The sequence below is a fragment of the Streptomyces sp. NPDC006259 genome (assembly GCF_042870975.1).
In the GTDB taxonomy this organism is placed as follows: domain Bacteria; phylum Actinomycetota; class Actinomycetes; order Streptomycetales; family Streptomycetaceae; genus Streptomyces.
This window is the reverse complement of record NZ_JBIAHY010000003.1, coordinates 920,784-939,013: the sequence shown is the minus strand read 5'-3', so window position 1 is coordinate 939,013 and position 18,230 is coordinate 920,784. Positions and strand designations below refer to the sequence as shown.

The window sequence follows — 18,230 nt, the reverse complement described above, 5'->3', positions numbered from 1 at the left end:
AGCCGAACAGCCCCGTCGAGTCGCGACGTTCAGGGGCCCTGGACCGGTCGTCGCTGCACGGCGTCGGCGATGACCGCCGTGACGAGCTTGTTGACGGCCGCCGTGGCCGGCGGGCCGAGGTCGCGGTCCGCGAACAGGAGATGCCCGCCACCGATCAGGGAGAGGGTGAGCGAGTCGATGTCGGCGTCGGCGGCGATGCGGCCCAGCTCGCGCTCGTCGGCCAGGTAGGCGGAGATCGCGGTCGTGGCCTGGGCCAGAATCGCGATGCCGCCCGCGGGGTTCGCCTTCCGCAGTCGGGCGCGCAGCTCGTCCCGGAAGGTGATGAGCGGGATGATCGCCACCGGAACCGGTCCGAACAGGGTGGTCAGCGCGCTGGTGAGGTTGTCGGCCACCGTGCCGCCGCCGACGGACTCACGCAGCGCCCTGGCCTGCCTCTCGAGATGAGCGGCCCGGTCGAGCACGAGGTCGGCGAGGAAGGCGTCGAAGTCGCTGAAGTGCCGGTGGAGCACGCCCTTGGCACAGCCCGCCTCGTCGGTGACGGCCCGGCTGGTCAGCCCGTTCGGCCCGTCCCGCAGCAGTACGCGTTCGGCGGCGTCGAACAGTTGCTGCCGCGCGTCGCGGAGGTGCACCCCAGTCGGCACTCGCAGTCCTCTCGTGCGTGGGCCGGTCGGCATCCGTTGCCCAGTGGGCATGCGCCCACTAAGGTGGGCGCATGCCCACCTTACCAAGAGAACAACCAGAACCGTCCCCGTCGGAGCCGTACAGGGCCCGGCGGATGGCCGAGTCGTTCGGCGTGGACGCGCAACGCTACGACCAGTCCCGGCCCGGCTACCCCGATGCGCTGGTGGCACGGATCGTCGCCGGCAGCCCCGGGCCCGACGTGCTCGACGTCGGCTGCGGCACCGGCATCGCCGCACGCCAGTTCCAGGCCGCCGGCTGCACCGTGCTCGGCGTCGAGCCTGATGGCCGGATGGCCGACTTCGCCCGAGCCCGCGGCCTGGACGTCGAGGTGGCCTCCTTCGAAGCCTGGCAGCCGGCCGGCCGGACGTTCGACACGGTCGTCGCCGCGCAGTCGTGGCACTGGGTGGATCCGGTCGCCGGTGCCGTGAAGGCGGCGCAGGTGCTGCGCCCAGGGGGGAGGCTCGCGATCTTCGGGCATGTGTACGAGCCGCCTGCCGAGGTGGCCGAACCGTTCGCCGCGGCCTACCGGCGGGCGGTGCCCGACTCCCCGCTCAACGGCCAACCGGCCAGACGTCCGCTCGACCTCTACCAGGCGGCGTACGCGAAGGTCGCCGACAGGATCCACGAGAGCGGGCGGTTCGACGCTCCCGAACAGTGGCGATTCGACTGGGAGCGGTCCTACACCCGCGACCGGTGGCTGGACCTGCTGCCCACCACCGGCGGCCTCACGCAACTCCGTCCGGATCAGCTCGCCGGGATCCTGGAGGCGGTCGGGGATGCCATCGACTCCCTGGGCGGACGCTTCACGATGAACTACACCACCCTGGCCGTGACCGCCGTACGTGTCGCCACTTCCTGACGTCCCTCCGTCAGGCCGGCGCCGGTCCGGACCCTGTCGTCCACGAGTCGGGCCGTCGGGTGCCGGCCCGACCGAGGGCCTGGGCCCGGGCGCGTGTCGGCGGCCGGGGCATGCGGGAGTGCGTCAGGTGAAGAGGTGCAGGAACAGCCCCACGGCGAGGAAGGCCAGCGCGCCCCCGGTCAGCAGGCTGACGAACAGGCCAGGTTCGCCGTAGCCCTGCAGACGGGCGCGTCGGGGCTTGGCCGGGTCGTACCGGACGCGGATCCGCGTCCGGCGGTCGATCGGATACAGCCGGCCGACCTTGGATTCGACCCGGACCTCGTCGCTGTCCGGAGGGGTGAAGGCGACCTCGGGATAGAAACGGGGGTCGCCGTCGCCGTTCGCCTCTTCCCGGACGCCGACGATCTCCGCCTCGATCCACTGCCCTCGGGCCAGGAGGCGGAAGTTGGTCCACGCCTTCAGGAAGGCATGGACCGAAACCCCCGCCGAGACGGGGATGAAGGGCGCCAAGATGATCTGGTCCAGGCTCACGCGGGCAGGCTATAGCGCCCCACCGGCGCAACGGGCCGTAAGGCGGGTACCGCCGGGCACATCGTCACATCGGTCGGGCGGCGGTCATGGCGGGTGACCCCTCGCCGTCAACCGCCTCCTGGGGGTGGGGAGTTCGTCCGGCCACGGCTGCCGGGACGGTCGCGGGGCCGGAAGCGGCTGGACGACCGGACGTCCGCCACCCCGCGCACCCGTTTCCGCCGACGGGCCAGGACCGGAACCTCCCACTCGGACGCTGCGGCCGCACGGGAGACGGCCGATGCGGCCGGCGGTGTCAGCCGGCGGTGTCGTGCGTGCCCGTCCCGTCAGCACGCCGCCGCCCGAAAGGGGCGGCGGGCCCTCGGGCGTTCACGCGGCGGTCCACCGGCAAGGGGGCCCCTCATCGGCCCGGCCGGCCCCGGATCAGTCCGTCCCACGTCATCGGGGACGCGGGCCACAGCCGAAGGTGATCCGCACCCCGCCTCCTCGGCGGCGTCGCCCACACCGTGCCCGCGCGGGCGGATCATGTCCGCGGCCGGCCGACGCGGCAGCCGCGATGGCCGCAGTGGCCCGCAGGGACCGCAGGGCCGCGGTGGCCGGCCCCTGCCTGCTGGCCGGCGGATCTACAGGCGGCGCAACGCGGCCGTCTGGAACGTCTTCCGGTACGCCTGCGGCGTGACGCCGATCGCGGCGTGCAGGTGCTGGCGCAGCGAGGCGCCGGTGGCGAAGCCGACCCGGCCGGCGACCTGGTCCACGGTGAGGTCGCTGGACTCCAGCAGGTGCCGGGCGTGGGCCACGCGCTGCTGGATCAGCCAGCGGCCGGGGCTGAGACCCACCTCGTCGTGGAAGCGGCGGGCGAAGGTGCGCAGACTCATCCGGGCGTGCGCCGCGAGGTCGGCGAGCGTGAGGGGTTCGCCGAGACGCCGCAGCGCCCAGGCGCGGGTGGCCGCCGTACTGGTGGCGCCCGCCTCGGGCACCGGTCGGTCGATGTACTGGGCCTGGCCGCCGTCCCGGAACGGCGGGACGACACAGCGGCGGGCCACCGTGTTGGCGAGGCCGCTGCCGTGGTCCTTGCGGATGAGGTGGAGGCAGATGTCGACGCCGGAGGCCGCGCCCGCGGAGGTCAGCACCGGGTCGTCGTCGACGAACAGGACGTCCGGGTCGAGTTCGACGTGCGGGAACATCCGGCGGAAGTGGTCGGCGAGCTGCCAGTGGGTGGTGGCCCGGCGTCCGTCCAGCAGACCGGCGGCGGCGAGCACGAAGGCGCCGGTGCAGATGGACACGAGGCGCGTGCCGGGGCGGATGCGGGCGAGGGCGGCGGCGACCTCGTCGGGGAGGTCGGCGGTGACCCGCGAGGACGACACGGGGGCGATGACCACGGTGTCGGCCGTCTCGAGCACCTCGGGGCCGTGTTCGACGCCGATCGTGAAGTCCGCGTCGGTGCGCACCGGACGGCCGTCGACCGTGCAGGTCAGCACCTCGTAACGGCCGTCGGCCGCGCCGAGGATGCGGCTCGGCATGCCGAGTTCGAAGGGATAGACGCCGTCGAGGGCGAGGACGACCACGCGTTCGGGATGCCGCTGCTTGCCACGCATGGCACGATTCTATCGAAGAGTGGCAATCATGCCATTGGCCGGATGCGCGGATCCTGGCAGGCTGTGGCCCCATGAGTACTGAGCGCACGATGCGCGTCATCGGACAGGACACCCTCGGAGGACCCGAGGTTCTCAAGGCGGAGACGGTGGAGCGGCCCGAGCCGCGCCCCAACGAGGTACTGGTGCGGGTGCGCGCCGCCGGGGTGAACCCCACCGACTGGAAGCACCGCGCCTCGGGCGGCTTCCTCGGCAAGCCGCCGTTCACCCTGGGCTGGGACCTCTCCGGCACGGTCGAGAAGGTGGGCATCGGCGTCGCCGCCTTCGCGCCCGGCGACGACGTCTTCGGCATGCTGCCCTATCCGCACGGCCACGGCTCGCACGCCGAGTACGTCGTCGCCCCGGTCCGCGCCCTGTGGCACAAGCCCGCCTCGATCGACCATGTGCAGGCGGCGGCGCTGCCGCTGGTGTCCCTGACCGCCCTCCAGGCGCTCGGCGAGGTCGCCGATCTCCAGCCGGGTCAGCGGGTGCTGATCCACGCGGCGGCCGGCGGAGTGGGGCACGTGGCCGTGCAGATCGCCAAGGAGCGCGGCGCGTACGTGATCGGCACGGCGAGCGCGGCCAAGCACGACTTCCTGCGGGAACTGGGCGCCGACGAGGTGATCGACTACCGGGAGACGGACTTCACCGAGGCCGTGAAGGACGTCGACGTGGTGCTGGACACCATCGGCGGGAGCACCTCGACGGGTTCGCTGCGGGTCCTGCGCCCGGGTGGCGTCGTGGTGTCGATCCTGCCGGTCGGTTCGCGCACGTTCTTCGACGAGGCGGAGGCGCTGGGCGTGCGCGCGGTGCGGATGCTGGTGGACGCCGACCGGGCCGGGATGCGCCGGATCGCCGAGCTGGTCGAGGCGGGCAGCCTGCGCGCCACGATCGCCGGAACCTTCCCGCTGGCCGATGCCGCCGAGGCGCACCGGCTCGGCGACACCGGCCGGACCACCGGGAAGCTGGTCCTGACCGTCGACTGACGGACCGTCAGTCGCCGAAGGTCAGCACGGGCTTGATGGTCCGGCCCTCGGTCATGTCCCGCACCGCCCGGTCGATGTCCGCGAACGGATAGGTGCCGACCAGGCGGTGCAGCGGGAGCCGTCCGTCCTTGACCAGCCGGACCAGGGCCGGAATGAAGGTCTGCGTCTCGCTGTCGCCGAGGGTGAGGCCGACGACCCGCTTGCCGGTGAGCAACCCGTTGACGTCCAGGGCGACTTCGGTGCCGAAGGGAGGGGCGCCCACGACGACGAGGGTGCCGCGGGCGGCGAGCGCGTCGACGCCCCGGCGCAGGACGGCGACGTTGCCGGTCGTCTCGACGATGCCGTCGGCGCCCCGGCCGCCGGTGATCTCCGCGACGGCCGCGCCGAGGTCGGCCTCGCCCGCGTCCACGGTGTGGGTGGCGCCCAACTCCTTGGCCAGATCGAGACGTTCGGCGATCCGGTCGACGGCGACGACGGTGGTCGCCGGGCCGAGGGCGGCCGCCATGACCGCCGACAGGCCGACGGCTCCGGCGCCGAGCACGACGACCGTGCCGCCGGCCGTCGGCTTCAGTACGTTCCACACGGCGCCGACCCCGGTCTGCACTCCGCAGCCCAGCGGGGCGATCGAGGCCAGCGGCACCTCCGGGTCGACCCTGACGAGGCTGCGCTCGTCCACCAACGCCCGTTCGGCGAAGGAGGACTGGCCGAAGAAGTGGCCGCCGAGCGCCTCGCCGTCCCGGCTCAGGGTGGCGGTGCCGTCGGCACGGCGGCCGCCGAGGAGGTTCAGCGGGAGCCAGGACGCGCAGTAGGCGGGGTGCCCGCCGTGGCACTCCCGGCACCCGCCGCAGGAGGTGAAGGAGAGCACGACGTGGTCGCCGGGGGCGACGCCGGTGACGGCCGGCCCGACCGCCTCGACGACCCCGGCCCCCTCGTGGCCGAGGACGCCGGGCAGCGGGAAGGGCAGCCCGCCGCTCGCCACGCTCAGATCGGTGTGGCACAGCCCGGCCGCCACCAGCCGGACGACGGCCTCGTGCGGGGCGGGGTCGTCCAGGACGACCTCGGACAGGGTGAAGGGGGCTCCGCCGGACTCGACGACGGCGGCGCGCGTGATGAGGGACATGCGGCGACTCCTTGGATACGGCGCTCAGTCGAGCGAGACGACGACGGACTTGACCGTGGTGTAGGAGGCGAGCGCTTCCGGGCCGTACTCGCGGCCGAAGCCGGACTCCTTGACTCCGCCGAAGGGGACGGCGGGGTCGAGCATCGCCCAGTCGTTGACCCAGACGATGCCGGCCCGGAGCCGGGCGGCGACCCGGTGGGCACGGGCCAGGTTGCCGGTCTGCACGCCCGCGGCCAGGCCGTAGGGCGTGGAGTTGGCGAGGGCGATCGCCTCCTCCTCGCTGTCGAAGGGCTGGACGGTGAGGACCGGGCCGAAGACCTCCTCCTGGATCACCCGTGAGTCGTCGGGGAGGTCGGCGATCACGGTGGGCCGGTAGTAGTAGCCGCCGTCCAGATCGAGACGCTCGCCGCCGCAGACGATCCGGCCGCCCTCCTCGCGGGCGAGGGCCACGTACTCCTCGACCTTGCGCAGGTGCCGCTCCCCCGCCATCGGGCCGACGACGGTCTCCGGCAGCCTCGGGTCGCCGACCGGGACGCCGGGGACGGCCTCGGCGAGGATCTTCAGCAAGGTGGCGTGGACCGGGCGGGCCACCAGCAGGCGCGGGCCCCCCATGCAGAACTGGCCGGTGTTGAAGACGAACGCCTTGATGACCGCGCCGACGGCCTTCTCCAGGTCGGCGTCCTCGAAGACGAGGTGCGCCGCGTTGCCGCCCAGTTCCATGGTGACCGGCTTGAGAGCCTCGCCGGCGACGCTCGCGGCGTGCCGGCCGACCGCGGTGGAACCGGTGAAGGCGATCTTGTCGACGCCGGGGTGGCGCAGCAGCGCCTCGCCCGCCACCGGGCCGGCGCCGGTGACGACGTTGACCACGCCGTCGGGGACGCCCGCCCGCTGGAACAGGCCCGCCATGTACAGGGCGCTGAGCGGGGTCTCGTCGGCGGGCTTGTGCACGACCGTGTTGCCGGCCGCCAGCGCGGGGGCGATCTTCGAGCCGGCCAGGATCAGCGGGAAGTTGAACGGGGTGATCGCGGCGACCACGCCGAGCGGGCCGCGCCTGGTGTAGGCGAGGGCGTTGAGCGGGGTGTCGCGGGTGGCGCCGTCCAGGGTGTGGGCCAGGGCGGCGTAGTACTCGTAGTCGTTCGCCGCGTTGGTGACGTCGACGGCGTGCGCCAGGGTGATCGGCTTGCCGACGTCGAGGCTCTCCAGACGGGCGATCTCGTCGGCCTCCTTGCGGATCAGCTCGGCCACCCGGTGCAGGACGCGGCCCCGCTCCCGGCCGCTGAGCCCGGACCACGGGCCGACGTCGAAGGCCTCCCGGGCGGCCCGCACGGCCGCGTCCACGTCGGCGGGGCCCGCCGCCGCGACGGTGGTCACGACCGTGCCCCGGGACGGGTCGACCACTTCGGTGCGCGCGCCGTCGGCGGCGTCGCGCCACTGTCCTCCGACGAAGAGTCGGCCGGGGCCGGTCGGGCCGGTCTGGTCGGTCTCGAAGGTGGTCATCGCCACTCCCCAGCATCGTCGCCAAGATTTCAACAAACAGGAATCCTGTTGGTCCGCAGTCTCGTTACGGACAGGTTTCCTGTCAATGCTCTAGGCTGCGGGTTCATGGTCGGCACTCACACAGCCAAGGCGCCCCCGTCCCTCCTCTACATGGTGAAACAGGTGGAACTGGTCGTACGCTCCCACCTGGACGACCTGGTCAGGCCGTCCGGGATCACGGCGCTCCAGTACACGGCGCTGACCGTGCTGGAGCGGCACGACGGGCTGTCGGCGGCGCAGCTGGCCCGGGACTCGTTCGTCACCGCCCAGTCGATCGCCGACGTGGTGCGCTCCCTGGAGAGCCGGGGGCTGATCCGGCGGGAACGCAATCCCCGCAACCGGCGCGAGCTGCTGATCCTCCTCACCGACGAGGGCCGGGAGGTGCTCGACCGGCACGCCGGGCCGGTGCGGGAGCTGGAGGAGCGGATGGTGCGGGACCTCACCGACCGCCAGGCCGAGCAGTTCCGGCTGGCGCTGTCCAAGGCGTGGCAGGCCCTGTCGTAGGGGCGCGCGACCCCCGGCATGGGGGTATTCTCACCACTTCGTTCACGGCGCGAAAAAACTCGGTCGAGACACACCCTTAATTCGAAGACATATGTCAATCGAACATGCTGGAATTCACTCCATCGGGGTAACTTGCTGTGGTGGGGAACTGCCGTGCGCGGCCCCGCCGTCGGAGGCTCCCGACCGGTGGAGCTGTGTGGGAGGCGATGTCGTCGTGCAGCAGGAACCCGCCGCGGACACCCCGCATCTGCGCGTCCGGGAGGACCGCGGATACACGGTGCTGGAGTTCCGCGGCGAGATCGACATCGTTGCCGCGGCGGAGATCGGCTCGCACCTGGACCGGGCGACCGCCGGCCCCGCCCCGCGCGTGGTGCTCGATCTGAGCGGGATCGAGTTCTTCGACTGCTCGGGCCTGCGACTGCTCTACCGGGCCCGCCGCCGGGTCCTGGACCGCGGCGGCGACCTGCACCTCATCTGCACCCACGCGCTCACCCTGCGCGTCCTGCGGGCCACCGGCCTGTCCCGGCTGCTGCCGCCCGCGCCGAGCCTGGAGGCGGCCCTGGAGCGGCCGGGCGCCACGTCCGGCTCGTTATGACCCCGTCCAGGGCCTACGGGGCACGGTCGGCGTCGAAGAGGGCACTGACCGACTCACCGTTGTGAATGCGCCGTACGGCCTCGGCGAGGGCCGGGGCGATGGACAGCACGCGCAGCTTGTCGGTGTGCTCCTCGACGGCCACGGGCACCGTGTTGGTGCACACGATCTCCAGCACGTCCGGCTGCTCGCCGAGCCGCTTCAGGGCGCCGCTCGCGAACAGTCCGTGCGTGCAGGCCACCCGGATCGAACGGGGCCCCGACTCCCTGAGCCGGGCCAGGAGTTCCAGGACCGTGCTGCCCTTGGCGATCTCGTCGTCCAGCACGATCACGTCCCGCCCGGCGACCTCGCCGATCACCGTGTTGATGGAGACCCGGTCGTCGGCGTACCGCTGCTTGGCGCCGGCCGCCACCTGGGCGCCGATCATCCGGGCGAACGCGGCGGCCTCCTTGGCGTTGCCTAGGTCCGGCGATACGACCGTCGTCCGGGTGAGGTCGTAGCGGCGGAAGTGGGCGGCGAGTTCCCGGCGGGCGTGCAGATGGTCGACGGGCACCGAGAAGAAGCCGTGCACCTGGGGCGAGTGCAGGGTCATGGTGAGGACCCGGTGCACTCCGGCCGCCGCCATCAGGTCGGCGACCAGGCGTCCGCCCAGGGAGATGCGGGGCGCGTCCTTCTTGTCGGAGCGGGCGTAGGAGTAGTGCGGCATGACGACGGTGATCCGGCCCGCGGACGCCCCGCGGGCCGCGTCGCACATCAGCAGCAGTTCCACCAGGTGCTCCTGCACGGGCCGGACCAGGGGCTGCACGAGGAAGACGTCGCGTTCCCGGCAGTTCGCCTGGAGCTGGACCTCCAGGCAGTCGTTGGCGAACCTGCTGATCCGGGACGGGCTGAGGGGCACACCGAGGTGGGCACAGACCTCGGCGGCCAGGTCGGGGTGGGCACTGCCGCTGAACACGGAGATGTCGCGCACTGAGGGCTCCTCGGATGACCCTGGTCCGGCGGGATCTCCCATGCTGGCCGATCTCACCCGTCCCGTCACCCTCACCCGTACGCCGTCCGCGGCCGAGTCCGTCCGACGCCGACCGGCACGTCCGTGCCACGGGTCCTCAACCGGCGGGCCTGTCACGGCGTTTGGCGGGCATCAGGTGAGCAGGAAGGAGGGCCGTCGACGTGACGACTTCCATCAAGCGCCTCCCCAGGCGCATGCCCGGCTGGGCCAAGGTGCTCACCGCCGTCGTGGTCGTGCTGGTCGTGATGTTCGCCGGGATCCGGCTCAGTCTGCTGCCGGGACTGCGCGACTTCTTCGGCACCGAGACCCGCGACCGTACGGGGCCGACGCTGCTCCAGTCCATCCAGGACATGAGCCGCTACCAGGCCGCCTCCGGCAACTTCCAGGTCGTCGTCGACCTGGAGAAGGACGCCAAGTACCTCCCCGACGCGCTTCGCGGCACCCGCACCCTGTACGTGGGGGCGGGCACGGTGGACGCCTACGTCGACCTCGGTCAGGTCGGCGACAAGGACGTGGCGGTCGACGGCGACCGCACGTCGGCCACCCTCCGGCTGCCGCACGCCCGACTGGGCACCCCGGCCCTGGACCCCGACCGCTCCTACGCCGTCTCCAAGCAGCGCGGCTTCCTGGACCGGCTCGGCGACCTCTTCTCCGACAACCCCAACGGTGAGCAGGCCGTGCAGAAGCTCGCGGTCCGGCACATCGGCGACGCGGCGAAGGACAGCGAGCTGATCGCGCGCGCCGAGACCAACACCACCGGCATGCTCCAGGGCCTGCTGCGCTCCCTCGGCTTCAAGGAGGTACGCGTGACCTACGGGACATGACCTCGCGGCACCTCCCCCGCCACCGCCCGACCGGACGGGCGTCCGCGCCACAGCCCGGCGGGACCGGTGGGACCGCTCGGACCGCTCGGACCGGGTACGACGGCTGCCGCCGTGGCGGGGAGCCAGGCCGACAGCTCGGGCGCTGCGCGGTGCCGTGCCGTGCCGCGCCGCCGGACCGCTTCCACGGCTCCGGCACGGCCGGAAGGCCGGCAGGACCCCCAGGACCGGCACGGCCGGAAGGACCGCCAACGGCAGCCCGGAGGAACCCGCGGCGGTGCCCGGATCCGGGTTCCGGTCCCCTCGCATCCTCCGGTCGTTCCGGGGTAACCGCCCCTATCACGCAGGCCAGTTGAAGTCTGGAGGACCGCATGGACCGTGCAGCCCTACGTCCGCGTGCCGCCGCGCTGCGCGCGCGCACCACGTTTCGCCTGCGCACCGCCAAGCCCGAACCGCCCGCCGAGACCGAGCCGGCCAGGAAGGGCAAGGGGCCGCGGTTCGGCAGGCGGGCGAGGTCCGGCGGCGCCGAACCGGGCGGGCGCCGGCCGTTGCCGCTGCCCCTGCGGCTGCTGGCGATGCTGTTCGCCTTCGCGTTCATGGTGGCGTTCGCCGTCGTGCTCGCCCGGCTCACCCTGGAGCCGTCCCCCGCCTCCGAAGCGCTGGTGCACACCAACCTCCGGCCCGGCCGGTCGCTGAGGGCGTATCTGGACCAGCCCGAACTGCGCGACGCCGTGAAGCAGATCGGCGGGAACCTGCTGCTCGGGGTGCCCTTCGGCGTGCTGGTGCCGGTCGTCGCGCCCCGGGCGCGCGGACTGGTGAAAGTCCTGCTGCTGACCGCGAGCGTGATGCTGCTGGTGGAGTTCGCCCAGGGCGCGCTGGTCACCGGACGCGCCTTCGACGTCGACGACGTCATCCTCAACACGGCGGGAGCGCTCGTCGGCTACCTGCTGCTGGGCCGGCGGATGGGCCGGGCCGTGCACGCGCGCCGGGTGTGACCACGCGGGTGGGTCCCGCGCGACGACCCGGGCGGAGCCCGGCGAGGCCGCAGGACCCGTCCCGCTCCACGGGTACGGGCACGCGTCAGTCCTGGCGGGGCCGCGGACGAGGCCTAGCGAGGCCGCCGATGTGCCCTGGTGGGGCGGGGTTTCCAGGTGTACCTGTCGCCGCCCACCCAGCGCACCACGTCCGGGTCGTCGAGGTCGTGGACCGTGATGCCGAACGCGGCGGCCGTCTCGAGGACGTCGGTGACGTCACGGGCCTCACCGACCACCTCCCCGTCGATTTCCACGATGCGGAACGGCGACTCTCCCGGCTGGACCCCTAGCACCGTGATCCGCGGCTGGGACATGTAAGGGCTCGCGATTTCGGTCATGTCATAGAGCGTAGAACGCAACCAGTCGGTACGAATCACTTGATATCGCCGTCGATTCGTCCGTCCCCGCCGTTGAGCAGGTCCAGCACGGCCGCCTCGACGGCACCCTGGGTGGCGGGCCGCCCGAAGGCCCCGTGTTCGCCCAGCCGGGTGAGCGCGGGAGCGATCGTACGGCCCTGGTCGAACAGCTCGAAGACGCGCGGGTCGATGTAGGAGGCCCGGCACACGGCGGGCGTGTTGCCGAGGTACCGGCTGACCTCCCGCACCGCGCGGGCGGCCTGCCGGCGTCGGGCGGCCGCGGTGGCGCGGGCCTCCTCCGTGGTGATGGCGAGAGCGACCGCGGCGAGCACGGTGGCGTGCCAGGTACGGAAGTCCTTGGCGGTGACGTCGGCCCCGGCCAGTCGCCGCAGCGCCTCGTTCAGGTCGGCGCCGCGCAGGTCGTGCCAGGCGCCCCGTTCCCAGAAGACCAGCAGCCGCTCCCCGCCCCGACGGCGCCGCAGCAGGGCCCGGACCACGGCGTGCGCCTGCTCGTCCACCAGCGCGCGCACGATCTCGGTGCCGCCCTTGGCCGGGAAGTGGAACGCCAGTTCGCCGCGGCCACAGGTGACGTGCTCGCGCAGCATCGTCGTCAGGCCGTAGGTCTCGCTGACCTTGGTGTGCCGGTCGCTGCCGATGCGGAAGAAACCGAGGTCCAGCAGGCGGACGGCGCACGCGGTGACGCGGGCCCGGCTCAGGCCGCGGCCGGTGAGGTCGGTGGAGACCCGCGCCCGCAACTCGGGCAGGGCGCGGGCGACCTCGCGGACGTGCGCGTGCTTGGCCTGCTCCTGCTGGGCGCGGAAGCTCTCGTGGTAGAGGTACTGGCGGCGGCCGGCGTCGTCGGTGCCGACGGCCTGGAGGTGGCCGTTGGGCCAGGGGCAGATCCACACGTCGCGCCAGGCGGGTGGGATGGTCAGGGCGCGGATCCGGGCCAGTTGCCGCGGGTCGGTGACGGGATCGCCGTTCTGGTCGCGGTAGCGGAAGCCGCGGCCGTGGCGCAGCCGGGTGAGGCCGGGGGCGTCGCAGGAGCTGGTACGCAGTCGCACGGCAGGCGGCATCAGGGCCTGCGCCAGTCGTCGCCGCCGAGGTGCGATCCGGCCTGCGGGCCCATCCGGAGCATGCCGCCGTCCACGCTCCAGGAGGCGCCGGTGACGTAGGTCGCGTCCGGTCCGGCGAGGAAGGCGATGACGGCGGCGACCTCGCGGGCGTCGCCGGGGCGGCCCAGCGGGATGCCGGGGCGGCTCTGGGTGTGCGGGTCGGTGTCCTCCTGCCCGGTCATGGGTGTGGCGATCTCGCCGGGAGCGACGGCGTTGACGGTGATGCCGTACTCGGCGAGTTCGAGGGCCATGACCTGGGTGAGCAGGCCCAGGCCGCCCTTGGCCGCGCAGTACGGGGCGGCGCCGACGCGCGGCTGGTGCTCGTGGACGGACGTGACGTTGACGATGCGGCCGCCGTCGCCCTGCCGGATCATGTGCCGGGCCGCCCTCTGCCCGCACAGGAACGGGCCGATCAGGTCGACGTCCAGAACCCGTCGCACATCGTCCAGCTCGAGGTCGAGGAAGGGCGTCATGGTGCCCGTACCGGCGTTGTTGACGAGCACGTCGAGGCGGCCGAGCCGGTCGCACAGCTCGTCGACGGTGTCGGCGGCGGCGGGCAGCCGGGTCAGGTCGAGCTGGGCGACGGCGGCCCGCCGACCGTGCGAGCGCACCTCCTCGGCGGTCCGCTCGGCCCCTTCGGGGTCGCTGTGCCAGGTGATGCCGATGTCCATGCCCGCGGCCGCGAGGCGTACGGCGGTCGCGCGGCCGATCCCGGAATCGGCGCCGGTGATCAGGGCCACCTGGGGGCGGGGCGCGGTCGGGGCGGACATCGGCGACCTCCTCGGGGACGGGCGAGGTTGACGGGACGTCGCAGTACCCGGGTGGCGACGGGCCAAACCGGCGCCCCCGTCGTGCGGGCCGGGCACGGGTGGGGAACCCTGGAGCCAGGAGGTGGCGATGGATCCCGTCGAGGCCCTGGACCGGATCGCCTTCCTGCTGGAGCGGTCCCTGGCGCCGACCTACCGGGTGCGGGCCTTCCGCACCGCGGCGCGCGTGCTGGCACGGCTGCCCGCCGGGCAGATCCGGGAGCGGGTGGACGCGGGCACGCTGGAGTCCCTCAAGGGGGTCGGTCCGAAGACCGCGCAGGTGGTGCGCGAGGCGCTGGCCGGAGGGGTCCCGGCCTATCTGGAGAAGCTGGAGGAGGAGGCCGGCAAGCCGCTGACCGGCGGTGGCGCCCGGCTGCGGGCGTTGCTGCGCGGCGACTGCCATCTGCACTCCGACTGGTCGGACGGCGGCAGCCCCATCGAGGAGATGGGGCTGGCGGCGGCCGCGCTGGGCCACGAGTGGGCGGCGCTGACCGACCACTCGCCGCGGCTGACCGTGGCTCGCGGGCTGTCCCCGGAGAGGTTGCGCCGGCAGCTGGACGTGGTGGCGGAGCTGAACGCGACCTGGGCGCCCTTTCGGCTGCTGACCGGCATCGAGTGCGACATCCTCGACGACGGTTCCCTCGACCAGGAGCCCGAACTGCTGGAGCGACTGGACGTGGTCGTGGTGTCGGTCCACTCCAAGCTGCGCATGGACGCCCGTGCGATGACGCGACGGATGGTGAAAGCCGTCCGCGATCCGCACGCGGACGTGCTCGGCCACTGCACGGGGCGGCTGGTGACCGGGCGGGGGCGGCCGGAGTCCCTCTTCGACGCGGACGACGTGTTCGCCGCCTGCGCCGAGTCGGGCACCGCCGTGGAGATCAACAGCCGGCCCGAGCGGCTCGACCCGCCTCGGCGGCTGCTGCGCCGGGCCGTGGCGGCGGGCACCCTGTTCTCGATCGACACCGACGCGCACGCGCCCGGTCAGCTGGACTGGCAGGTCCTCGGCTGCGAGCGGGCCGAGGAGTGCGGGGTGCCCCCGGAACGGGTGGTCACCACCTGGCCGCTGGAGGACCTGCTGGCCTGGACCCGTGAGGGCCGCGTACCCGCGGGCGTGAGGGGCGCCTGACGTGGTACCCGGTGCCGGTCGTACGGGCGGGGAGGCCGGCCCGTACGGACGACGGGCCCCGCACGGGTGAGGCCCGCACGGACGAAAGGACACCGGATGCAACGCGCCGCCGTCTTCGATGTCGACGGCACCCTCGTCGACACCAACCACCTGCACGTGGTGACCTGGTGGGAGGCGCTGCGACAGGCGGGCCACCGGGTGCCCATGCACGCCGTGCACCGGGCGATCGGGCTCGGTTCCACCGACCTGATCGCCCACCTGCTGGGCGAGGACCGCGACCGGGACCAGGACGCCGGGCTGAGCGCCGCGCACACGGCGCTGTACGGCCAGTACTTCGACCGGCTGCCCGCGCTGCGGGACGCCGGGGCACTGCTGAAGCGGCTGCACGGCGACGGCTGGACGGTGGTCCTCGCCACCTCGGCGAGCGGCGCCGAGCTGTCGGCGCTGCGTCGTGCCCTGGACGCCGACGAGGTGATCACCGCCACGGCGAGCGCGGACGACGTCGAGGAGGGCAAGCCCGCGCCGGAGCCCGTCGAGCACGCCCTGGAGCTGGCCGGGGTCCCCGCCGAGCGGGCCGTGTTCGTCGGCGACACCGTGTGGGACATGCGGGCGGGCCGCCGGGCCGGGGTGCGCTGCGTCGGCGTGCTGTGCGGCGGCATCGCGCGCGCCGACCTGGAGGAGGCCGGCGCCCAGGCGGTCTACGACGATCCGGCGCATCTGCTGGCGGCCCTGGAGGACAGCCCGCTGGCATGAGCGACCGAGTGGGGACGCGGGTGACGGAGGTGCCCTGGGGGCGGCGCCTGGCGGAGTCGGTACGCAGGGAGGCGGATGCCGTCGGCCGGGCCGCGCGGGCCGCCGCCGGCGGGCCCGGCCGGGAACGGGACCTGGTCGTGCAGTCGCTGAAGGCGGCGGTGGCGGCGCTGCTGGCCTGGTCGGTGGCCGGCCTCTGGCTGGGCGACCCGATGGCCCTGATGGCGCCCTGGGTGGCGTTGGTCCTGGTGCAGGCCACGGTCTACGGCTCGCTGCGGCAGGCCGCCCAGCAGTGGACGGCGATCTGCGCGGGCACGCTGCTCGCCTCGGCGGCCCAGGCCGTCACCGGGGACACCCTGGGCGCGCTCGCGCTGTCCCTGCCGGTGCTGATGCTGCTGGCCAACTGGCACCGCTTCGGCGACCAGGGCATCTACGCGGCCACCACGGCGGTGTTCACCATCGCCTCGGGCGCGGTGTCGGCGTCGGCGGTCGGGCACCGCGTGGGGCAGGCGGCGCTGGGCGCGGTGATCGGGATCGCCGTCAACGCGCTGGTGCTGCCGCCGGTGCATCTGCGGGACGTGCGGGAGAACCTGGGGGCCCTGATCCGGGAGGCGGGCGAGACGCTGGACGCGGTCGCGGCCGGGCTGCGGGAGGACGACTGGGACGCGGCGACGGCCACCGAGTGGTCGCAGGCGGCCGCCCGGCTGGAACGGCGACGCGAGGGGCTGCTATCGGCGCGCGGCTGGAGCCGGGAGAGCCTGCGGCTGACCTCCGGGCCGCTGCGCGCCCTGCACCGGGCCCCCCTGGACGTGCCGCCGGAGTCCGAGGACGCCCGTTGGGGCCGGGTCACCGACCATGTCGCGGCCCTCACCCGCACGCTCGCCGTGGCGGCCGACGGCGACCGCACGCCGGCCCCGCCGGAGGCGGCGGCCCTGCGGACGTACGCCCGGCTGCTGGAACTGCTCGGCGAAGAGTGCCGGACGGAGGCGGAGAAGTTCCTGGCCGCCGGGGTCCCAGGTGGGGAGGGGGCACGGGACCCGGTGGAACTGGAGGAGTTGCGGCACCGCTTGCAGGACAGCCTGCGCGAGGACGCCACGCGGGGCGCGGCGCACACGACCGTGCTGGGCACGCTCCTGCTCCAGGCGGAGAACCTGTGGGCCGAGATCCTCCCGGCCGCCCGGCAGGCGGACCGGAGCCGGTGACGCAGATCACCGGGGGCGGCGGCAGGGCCGGGAACACCCATCGTTGGTTCACCGTTGAACAGACGTGGGTGTGGACGGGACAGTGTCCCCGGGCCTCACCTATTGCCCACAGGGACGATCGTTCGGCTGAAGCCCTGTGGAGCGTTCCGCCGAGAGGCGACCGCCGTCCGCGCCCACATTCGGACCGCCCCGACCGTGATTCCCCCGTCCCGGTCGGGGCTTTCCTCTGTCCCGTGCCGCCCCGTGCGTGTCCAGCGGACCGTGCTCCAACCGGAGCGGGCTCTCCCGCGTGGCCGGAGGTGGGCGGCGGCCTCACCGCGACGGGCCGGCGCGGGCGGTGTCCGCCCGGCGGCTGCGGCACCCCCCGAGTCCGCCCCGTCGAGACCTGGTGTCGCGTGCCTCGCCGCGTACGGGGGTACTCGTCGCGCTCCAGCCGAGGGCGGCGAGAGGAGTCGAAGTGAGCAGCGGGTCGGGCAGGAGGGTCGTGGTCACCGGGGCGACCGGCAACGTCGGCACGAGTGTGGTGCGGCTGCTGGCGGAGGATCCCGAGGTGGAGTCGGTGGTGGGGCTGGCCCGGCGGTTCCCGGACCGGACACCGCCGAAGACGGAGTGGGCGGCGGTCGACCTGCGCTCCGAGGACCCCGGTCTCGCCGGGGTGTTCGAGGGCGCGGACGCGGTGGTGCATCTGGCATGGGCGTTCCAGCCGACGCGCGATCCCGCGGAGACCTGGCGGACCAACGTGCTGGGCAGTCTGCGGGTGTTCGAGGCGGTGGCCGCGGCGCACGTGCCGACGCTGGTGCACGCCTCGTCGGTGGGCGCCTACTCACCCGGGCCCAAGGAGCGCCCGGTGGGCGAGTCGTGGCCCACGCACGGCTGGCCGGACGCCGCGTACTGCCGGGAGAAGGCCTATCTGGAGCGGGCCCTGGACACCTTCGAGCGCGATCATCCGCGGACGCGGGTGGTGCGGATGCGGCCGGCGTTCCTGTTCAAGCGGGAGTCCGCGAGCGAGCAGCGCCGCATCTTCGGCGGCCGCTTCCTGCCGGGGCCGGCCCTGCGTCCCGAGCTGCTGCCGTTCCTGCCGGACGTGCCGGGGCTGCGGGTGCAGGCGCTGCACACCGATGACGCCGCCCAGGCGTACCGGCTCGCCGTGCACACGGACGTGCGCGGGCCGTTCAACCTCGCGGCCGATCCGCCCCTGGACGCCGAGTTGCTCGCCGAGATGTTCGACGCCCGGCCGGTGCGACTGCCGAGGCCGGCGGCCCGCTCGGCGATCGCCGCCGCCTGGCGACTGCGCCTGCTGCCCGCGTCGCCGCACCTCTTCGACGCGGTCCTGCGCCTTCCGCTGATGGACTCCACCCGCGCCCGCGTCGAACTGGGCTGGCATCCGCAGCACACGGCGACGGAGGTCCTGGAGGAGTTCCTGCACGGGGTCCGCGCCGGCGCGGGAGCGCCGACGGAGCCGATGCGGGGACGCACGGTGGGCTGACGGCCGCACCCGACCGTCCCGTCCGGGCCCTCCCGACGTGAGCGGCCCGGACCACGGGCGGAGAAGACGACAGGCGGAGAACAGG

General features: G+C 73.6%; 19 protein-coding genes. 10 read left to right on the top strand and 9 right to left on the bottom strand.

Annotated elements, in window-relative coordinates:
- Nucleotides 1-29 precede the first annotated feature (29 nt).
- A complete protein-coding gene (locus tag ACFYO5_RS15495; protein ID WP_388708825.1) occupies nt 30-641 on the bottom strand; it encodes a TetR/AcrR family transcriptional regulator in 612 nt (203 codons plus the stop codon).
- Nucleotides 642-712: 71 nt separating this feature from the next.
- Between ACFYO5_RS15495 and ACFYO5_RS15490 the strand changes: the two genes are divergently transcribed.
- Nucleotides 713-1,540 carry a class I SAM-dependent methyltransferase gene (locus ACFYO5_RS15490; RefSeq protein ID WP_388708822.1) on the top strand — a complete coding sequence of 276 codons (828 nt, stop codon included), beginning with the start codon at nt 713-715 and terminating at the stop codon, nt 1,538-1,540.
- Between the two features lie 123 nt (nt 1,541-1,663).
- Here ACFYO5_RS15490 and ACFYO5_RS15485 read toward each other — a convergent pair whose 3' ends face one another.
- Entirely contained in the window at nt 1,664-2,071 is a 408-nt protein-coding gene (locus ACFYO5_RS15485; protein WP_388708819.1) for a DUF3592 domain-containing protein, read from the bottom strand.
- A 620-nt stretch (nt 2,072-2,691) separates the two neighbouring features.
- Nucleotides 2,692-3,663 (bottom strand): helix-turn-helix domain-containing protein, encoded by a 972-nt coding sequence (locus tag ACFYO5_RS15480; RefSeq protein ID WP_356565864.1) that lies wholly within the window; start codon nt 3,661-3,663, stop codon nt 2,692-2,694.
- A 71-nt stretch (nt 3,664-3,734) separates the two neighbouring features.
- Between ACFYO5_RS15480 and ACFYO5_RS15475 the strand changes: the two genes are divergently transcribed.
- Entirely contained in the window at nt 3,735-4,685 is a 951-nt protein-coding gene (locus ACFYO5_RS15475) for an NADP-dependent oxidoreductase (protein ID WP_356565866.1), read from the top strand.
- A 7-nt stretch (nt 4,686-4,692) separates the two neighbouring features.
- Here the strand turns inward: ACFYO5_RS15475 and ACFYO5_RS15470 are convergent, their stop codons facing one another.
- Nucleotides 4,693-5,805, bottom strand: a complete 1,113-nt coding sequence (locus tag ACFYO5_RS15470; protein WP_388708815.1) for an NAD(P)-dependent alcohol dehydrogenase — start codon at nt 5,803-5,805, stop codon at nt 4,693-4,695.
- 24 nt (nt 5,806-5,829) lie between these two features.
- Nucleotides 5,830-7,302, bottom strand: a complete 1,473-nt coding sequence (locus tag ACFYO5_RS15465; protein WP_388708813.1) for an aldehyde dehydrogenase family protein — start codon at nt 7,300-7,302, stop codon at nt 5,830-5,832.
- A gap of 105 nt (nt 7,303-7,407) precedes the next feature.
- Between ACFYO5_RS15465 and ACFYO5_RS15460 the strand changes: the two genes are divergently transcribed.
- Entirely contained in the window at nt 7,408-7,845 is a 438-nt protein-coding gene (locus tag ACFYO5_RS15460; RefSeq protein WP_356565871.1) for a MarR family transcriptional regulator, read from the top strand.
- A 214-nt stretch (nt 7,846-8,059) separates the two neighbouring features.
- Complete coding sequence (locus tag ACFYO5_RS15455; protein ID WP_356565872.1) at nt 8,060-8,440, top strand: anti-sigma factor antagonist; 381 nt, start codon at nt 8,060-8,062, stop codon at nt 8,438-8,440.
- 13 nt (nt 8,441-8,453) lie between these two features.
- Here ACFYO5_RS15455 and ACFYO5_RS15450 read toward each other — a convergent pair whose 3' ends face one another.
- The gene (locus ACFYO5_RS15450; protein WP_388708810.1) at nt 8,454-9,407 is read right to left on the bottom strand and encodes a ribose-phosphate diphosphokinase; all 954 of its coding nucleotides are present in this window, start codon (nt 9,405-9,407) and stop codon (nt 8,454-8,456) included.
- Nucleotides 9,408-9,607: 200 nt separating this feature from the next.
- Between ACFYO5_RS15450 and ACFYO5_RS15445 the strand changes: the two genes are divergently transcribed.
- On the top strand, nt 9,608-10,270 hold the full coding sequence (locus ACFYO5_RS15445; protein WP_388708807.1) for a DUF4230 domain-containing protein: 663 nt from the start codon (nt 9,608-9,610) through the stop codon (nt 10,268-10,270).
- 368 nt (nt 10,271-10,638) lie between these two features.
- On the top strand, nt 10,639-11,262 hold the full coding sequence (locus ACFYO5_RS15440) for a VanZ family protein (RefSeq protein ID WP_388708805.1): 624 nt from the start codon (nt 10,639-10,641) through the stop codon (nt 11,260-11,262).
- A gap of 113 nt (nt 11,263-11,375) precedes the next feature.
- On the opposite strand, the gene ACFYO5_RS15435 is transcribed toward ACFYO5_RS15440, so the two are convergent.
- Genes ACFYO5_RS15435 through ACFYO5_RS15425 form a run of 3 tightly spaced genes read right to left on the bottom strand, consistent with a single transcriptional unit; the run spans nt 11,376 to nt 13,542 of the window.
- Nucleotides 11,376-11,639, bottom strand: coding sequence for a hypothetical protein (locus ACFYO5_RS15435; protein WP_388708803.1), 264 nt, complete (start codon nt 11,637-11,639; stop codon nt 11,376-11,378).
- A gap of 35 nt (nt 11,640-11,674) precedes the next feature.
- Entirely contained in the window at nt 11,675-12,721 is a 1,047-nt protein-coding gene (locus ACFYO5_RS15430; RefSeq protein ID WP_388708800.1) for a DNA topoisomerase IB, read from the bottom strand.
- A gap of 11 nt (nt 12,722-12,732) precedes the next feature.
- The gene (locus ACFYO5_RS15425) at nt 12,733-13,542 is read right to left on the bottom strand and encodes an SDR family oxidoreductase (RefSeq protein ID WP_388708797.1); all 810 of its coding nucleotides are present in this window, start codon (nt 13,540-13,542) and stop codon (nt 12,733-12,735) included.
- Nucleotides 13,543-13,669: 127 nt separating this feature from the next.
- Here ACFYO5_RS15425 and ACFYO5_RS15420 point away from each other — a divergent pair, with 127 nt between their 5' ends.
- The 4 genes from ACFYO5_RS15420 (at nt 13,670) to ACFYO5_RS15405 (ending at nt 18,145) form a co-directional block, all read left to right on the top strand.
- Nucleotides 13,670-14,707 (top strand): PHP domain-containing protein, encoded by a 1,038-nt coding sequence (locus ACFYO5_RS15420; protein WP_388708795.1) that lies wholly within the window; start codon nt 13,670-13,672, stop codon nt 14,705-14,707.
- 96 nt (nt 14,708-14,803) lie between these two features.
- A complete protein-coding gene (locus ACFYO5_RS15415) occupies nt 14,804-15,460 on the top strand; it encodes an HAD family hydrolase (protein ID WP_388708793.1) in 657 nt (218 codons plus the stop codon).
- Nucleotides 15,457-16,659, top strand: a complete 1,203-nt coding sequence (locus ACFYO5_RS15410) for an aromatic acid exporter family protein (RefSeq protein ID WP_388708791.1) — start codon at nt 15,457-15,459, stop codon at nt 16,657-16,659. The genes ACFYO5_RS15415 and ACFYO5_RS15410 overlap by 4 nt, the downstream gene beginning before the upstream one ends.
- A gap of 457 nt (nt 16,660-17,116) precedes the next feature.
- The gene (locus ACFYO5_RS15405) at nt 17,117-18,145 is read left to right on the top strand and encodes an SDR family oxidoreductase (RefSeq protein ID WP_388708788.1); all 1,029 of its coding nucleotides are present in this window, start codon (nt 17,117-17,119) and stop codon (nt 18,143-18,145) included.
- The last annotated feature ends 85 nt before the right edge of the window (nt 18,146-18,230 follow it).